Annotated in this window: 5 protein-coding genes; 4 read left to right on the forward strand and 1 reads right to left on the reverse strand. The window is 65.1% G+C overall.

Going from position 1 to position 3,718, the window contains the following annotated elements; all coding sequences use genetic code 11:
- From EN780_RS29535 to EN780_RS29550, 4 genes are all read left to right on the forward strand, one after another.
- The coding region (locus EN780_RS29535; RefSeq protein ID WP_133372764.1) for a LysM peptidoglycan-binding domain-containing protein at window positions 1–350 on the forward strand (350 nt) is incomplete at its 5' end.
- Between the two features lie 103 nt (window positions 351–453).
- The gene (locus EN780_RS29540) at window positions 454–801 is read left to right on the forward strand and encodes a metalloregulator ArsR/SmtB family transcription factor (RefSeq protein WP_127394321.1); all 348 of its coding nucleotides are present in this window, start codon (window positions 454–456) and stop codon (window positions 799–801) included.
- Between the two features lie 18 nt (window positions 802–819).
- A complete protein-coding gene (locus EN780_RS29545) occupies window positions 820–2,700 on the forward strand; it encodes an ABC transporter ATP-binding protein/permease (protein WP_128276059.1) in 1,881 nt (626 codons plus the stop codon).
- 271 nt (window positions 2,701–2,971) lie between these two features.
- Window positions 2,972–3,313: an antibiotic biosynthesis monooxygenase gene (locus tag EN780_RS29550; protein ID WP_128276060.1), complete on the forward strand. Its 342-nt coding sequence runs from the start codon at window positions 2,972–2,974 to the stop codon at window positions 3,311–3,313.
- Here EN780_RS29550 and EN780_RS29555 read toward each other — a convergent pair.
- On the reverse strand, window positions 3,292–3,718 hold a 427-nt coding region (locus EN780_RS29555), incomplete at its 5' end, for an SMP-30/gluconolactonase/LRE family protein (RefSeq protein ID WP_133372765.1). The two genes, EN780_RS29550 and EN780_RS29555, sit on opposite strands and share 22 nt — an antisense overlap.

Here is a 3,718-nt window from a genome sequence, read left to right on the forward strand (position 1 = left end):
CGCCCGCGACGACCGCCGAGGCGCCCGCTGCTCCTGCGGCCGAGGCGCCGGCCAAGGTCGCGGCGGCGACGCCGGACGTGCCGGAGACGGTGGCACCCAAGCTCGAACACGCCGACGGCGCCGTCATCATCCGCCGCAAAGACACGCTGTGGCGCATTTCGCGGCGCGTCTATGGCCACGGCGTGCGCTACTCCACCATCTATCTCGCCAACCAGGACCAGATCAGGGATCCCGATCGCATCTGGCCCGGCCAGGTGTTCAAGGTTCCCGGCAAGTCGAAGGAAGGCGAGGCCGCCGACATGAAGGCGATGGGCGACCAGATGACGACGGCGCCGACGAAGACGGAGTAGGAATTCGGCGATTGGCCAATCTCCCCCCTTGTGGGGGAGAAGTCCCTACTACCCACCAGCCTAGCTTGCCCTGTCATCGTTCATCGTCTATCGCCGATGAACGATGACAGAATCCCTGGTTGAATCCGCTCCTGCGAACAGCGCGCATCCCGCCTGCGCCCCCGACAGCCGCGCCGTCGCGGCGCGGTTCGCGGCGCTTTCGCATCCGGCGCGCATCGAGATCCTCAGGCATCTCGCCGCAAGCCGTTCCTGCTGCTGCCGCGAGGTGGTCGACCATCTCGACCTCGCCCAGTCCACCGTCTCGCAACATCTGAAGATCCTGGTCGAGGCCGGACTGGTCCGTTTCGAGCCCGACCGCCAGCGCTCGCGCTACGAAGTCGACCACGCGGCGCTCGCCGATGTCTCGGCATCGCTCTCGGCGCTGGTCAAATCCTGCTGCTCCGTCGGCTAGAACAAGAAGGCAAAAAGAATGGCCGGAAAAACCGTCTCCGATTCATCGACCCTCGCGACGTTACGCAATCTGTGGCCCTATATGTGGCCGGCCGACCGCGCCGACCTGAGGGCGCGCGTCACCTGGGCAACGCTGCTGCTGGTGGTCGCCAAGGTGACGCTGGTGGCCGGTCCGTATTTCTTCAAATGGGCGACCGACGCGCTGGCCGGCGCCGCGAAGACGCCGCCGCCGCTGCCGTCCTTCCTGCTTGCGCCGGTTATGCTGGTCGTCGCCTACAACGTGCTGAGGCTGGTGCAGCTCGGATTCAACCAGCTGCGCGACGCGCTGTTTGCCCGTGTCGGCCAGTATGCGGTGCGCCAGCTCGCCTTCCGCACCTTCGTCCACATGCACCAGCTATCGCTGCGCTTCCATCTCGAGCGCCGCACCGGCGGCCTGTCGCGCATCATCGAGCGCGGCACCAAGGGCATCGAGACGATTGTGCGCTTCATCATGCTGAACACGGCGCCGACCATCCTCGAATTCGCGCTGACCGCCGGCATCTTCGCCTTCACCTATGGCTGGAAATACGTGGCCGTGGTCGCTGTCACCGTCTGGGTCTATGTCTGGTTCACGGTCAAGGCCAGCGATTGGCGCATCTCGATCCGCCGCGACATGAACGACAGCGACACCGACGCCAACACCAAGGCGATCGACTCGCTGCTCAATTTCGAGACGGTCAAGTATTTCACCAATGAGGCCATGGAAGCCGAGCGTTTCGACCGCTCGATGGCGCGCTACGAGATCGCCGCCACCCGCACCTGGACCTCGCTCGGCTGGCTGAATTTCGGCCAGGGCGTCATCTTCGGCCTCGGCACCGTCATCGTCATGTGCATGTCGGCGCTGGAAGTGCAGGCCGGCACGCAGAGTGTCGGCGACTTCGTCTTCATCAACGCCATGCTGATGCAGCTTTCCGTGCCGCTCAACTTCATCGGCTTCATCTATCGCGAGATCCGCCAGGGGCTGACCGACATCGAGCACATGTTCGACCTGCTCGACGTGCCGCAGGAAATCGTCGACAAGCCGGACGCCAGGCCTTTGGTGGTCGGCGCAGGCAAGGTCGAGTTCCGCGACGTGCATTTCTCCTACGATCCGAACCGCAAGATTCTGAAGGGCGTCTCCTTCGAAGTGCCGGCCGGTAAGACGGTCGCCATCGTCGGCCCATCCGGCGCCGGCAAGTCGACCATCTCCAGGCTGCTGTTCCGCTTCTATGACGTGCAGGGCGGGCAGGTGCTGATCGACGGCCAGGACATCAGGGACGTCACCCAGGAGAGCCTGCGCGCGGTGCTCGGCATGGTGCCGCAAGACACCGTGCTGTTCAACGACACCATCGCCTACAACATCCGCTATGGCCGCGTCGGCGCCAGCGAGGAGGAAGTGCGCAAGGCGGCCGAGCTCGCCCAGATCGGCCCCTTCATCCAGAAACTGCCCGAGGGCTACCGCTCGATGGTCGGCGAGCGCGGGCTGAAGCTCTCCGGCGGCGAGAAGCAGCGCGTGGCGATCGCCCGCACGATCTTGAAGGCGCCGCCGATCCTGATGCTCGACGAGGCGACCTCGGCGCTGGACACCCAGACCGAGCAGGAGATCCAGGCAGCCCTCGACCTCGTCAGCAAGGGCCGCACCACCATCGTCATTGCCCACCGCCTGTCGACGGTGATCTCGGCCGACGAGATCATCGTGCTCAAGGACGGCCAGATCGCCGAACGCGGCACCCATGCCGCGCTGCTGCGAAAGGATGGCCTCTACGCCTCGATGTGGGACCGCCAGCGCGAGGCGACCGAGGCCGAGGAGAGGCTGCGCGTCGCCCGCGAGAGCGACGAGCTGGGTGTCATCGTGCGGAGAAGGACGTCGGAGGTTAGTTAGCGCCTCTTCCTTCTCCCCTTGCGGGAGAAGGTGTCGCCGAAGGCGACGGATGAGGAGTGTTCCAGCTTGGCGATATGTTGAAATCGCTGCAGCCGCGTTTCTTCCAGCACCCCTCATCCGTCTCGGCGCTGCGCGCCGATCCACCTTCTCCCACATGGGGAGAAGGGGAAGTCGGCGCAAAAAATTCCCCTTGACCTCAACTTACCTTGAGCTTGCAAACCGTCTCCGAGCCCCTGCGAAACGAGCCTTTCCAGAACGGAGACAGATCGAAATGAGCAAGACAAGTCAAGGCAATGGCAGCGTGTTCCGGGTCGACAAGTTTGTCGTTCCGGCGGCGGCTCGCGAGGAGATCATCGGCAAGGTCCGGATGACCCACGAACTGCTGCGCCAGCAGAGCGGCTTCGTGCAGGACTTCCTGCTCGAGCAGTTCTCCGGGCCGGGCGAGTTCAACCTCGTCACCATCGTCGAATGGGAAAGCCAGGCAGCGGTCGACAAGGTGGTGCCGATCGTCAAGGCCGCGCACGAGCGCATCGCCTTCAGCCCGCAGGAGACGATCGCCCGGCTCGGCGTCAGGGCCGATATCGCCAACTATCAGCGTTTGCCGGAACTGTAGGCAGGCCAACCCACGCCGGGTGCCGGCGCTTCGACGCTCAGCACCTGGCCGGTACGGGCATCGCTGATCATGTGCTCGAAGCCGCGCCATTCGGCGGCGGCGATATAGAGCGTCCTGCCGTCAGGCCCGCCCAGCATGCAGGCAAAGCAGCCGCGATCGGCCTCGACCCTGTCGAGCTTCATGCCGCCTTCGCGCACCCTGACGCAGTGTTGGTTGGGCACGTCGGCGTACCAGACGCAGCCCTCGGCATCGATGCATATGCCGTCGGGATAGTCGCCGCCGAGGTCCGCCCAGACGCGGCGGCGGGCAAGGCTGCCGTCTTCGGCGATGTCGAAGGCGGTCAGCCGGTTGGCGTGCGACTCCGCAACGATCATCGTCCTGTTGTCCGGCGTCACCGCCATGCCG

Source organism: Mesorhizobium sp. M4B.F.Ca.ET.089.01.1.1 (genome assembly GCF_004022605.1).
Taxonomy (GTDB): Bacteria; Pseudomonadota; Alphaproteobacteria; order Rhizobiales; family Rhizobiaceae; genus Mesorhizobium; species Mesorhizobium abyssinicae.

Bases quoted from the DNA above. Each gene is read 5' to 3' on its own strand.
- EN780_RS29545 (WP_128276059.1), top strand. From the start codon at position 820: ATGGCCGGAAAAACCGTCTCCGATTCATCGACCCTCGCGACGTTACGC.
- EN780_RS29550 (WP_128276060.1), top strand. From the start codon at position 2,972: ATGAGCAAGACAAGTCAAGGCAATGGCAGCGTGTTCCGGGTCGACAAG.
- EN780_RS29540 (WP_127394321.1), top strand. From the start codon at position 454: ATGACAGAATCCCTGGTTGAATCCGCTCCTGCGAACAGCGCGCATCCC.